General features: G+C 49.1%; 1 protein-coding gene. It reads right to left on the reverse strand.

Features of this window, described 5'->3' with window-relative positions:
• Positions 1-519 (reverse strand): DUF2855 family protein (locus ACTXGO_RS16245; protein WP_443575255.1); only part of this gene is annotated, 519 nt, incomplete at both ends.

Below are 519 nucleotides of genomic sequence, written 5' to 3' on the forward strand. Positions count from 1 at the left end.
GATAATAACGACTTGCTCAGCTCCATACCAGTCATTGCTCGCCAGCATATCCTGAATACAAAACGCGGTGAGATGCAAGACGGCAAGTAACATGCGCGGATTATCATAGGCGCGATCATAGCCTGCCTCGTGATTGACGCGTTGATATAAATTGTAGCTTGGCGGCAAATGTGCACGATGCTCGCTACCATCCATCAGGCTTGAGCCACTAACTCGTACAGGCTTAATCACAAGGGTAGTGGCTGGCGGGAAATACCCAAATAGCCGCTCGCCTATGGGAATATCATCGTTATTTGACTCGATTACATCAGCAAAGCCCCAAACAGGAATAATGCCCCAGTGCTCAGGGTTATCGCCACTGGGCGTAAAAAACTGCCAATAGCGCAGGTAATCGCCCATCACCGCGTAGGTAATATTATTGGCGGTAAAGGCGAAGCGGTCAATCTTGAGCAGTACTTCGCCATCAGTGATCGGCTGGCATCTCGTTTCAATGATACGCGACTGAGTAATATCGGCTTT

The organism is Psychrobacter sp. T6-1 (assembly GCF_052258445.1).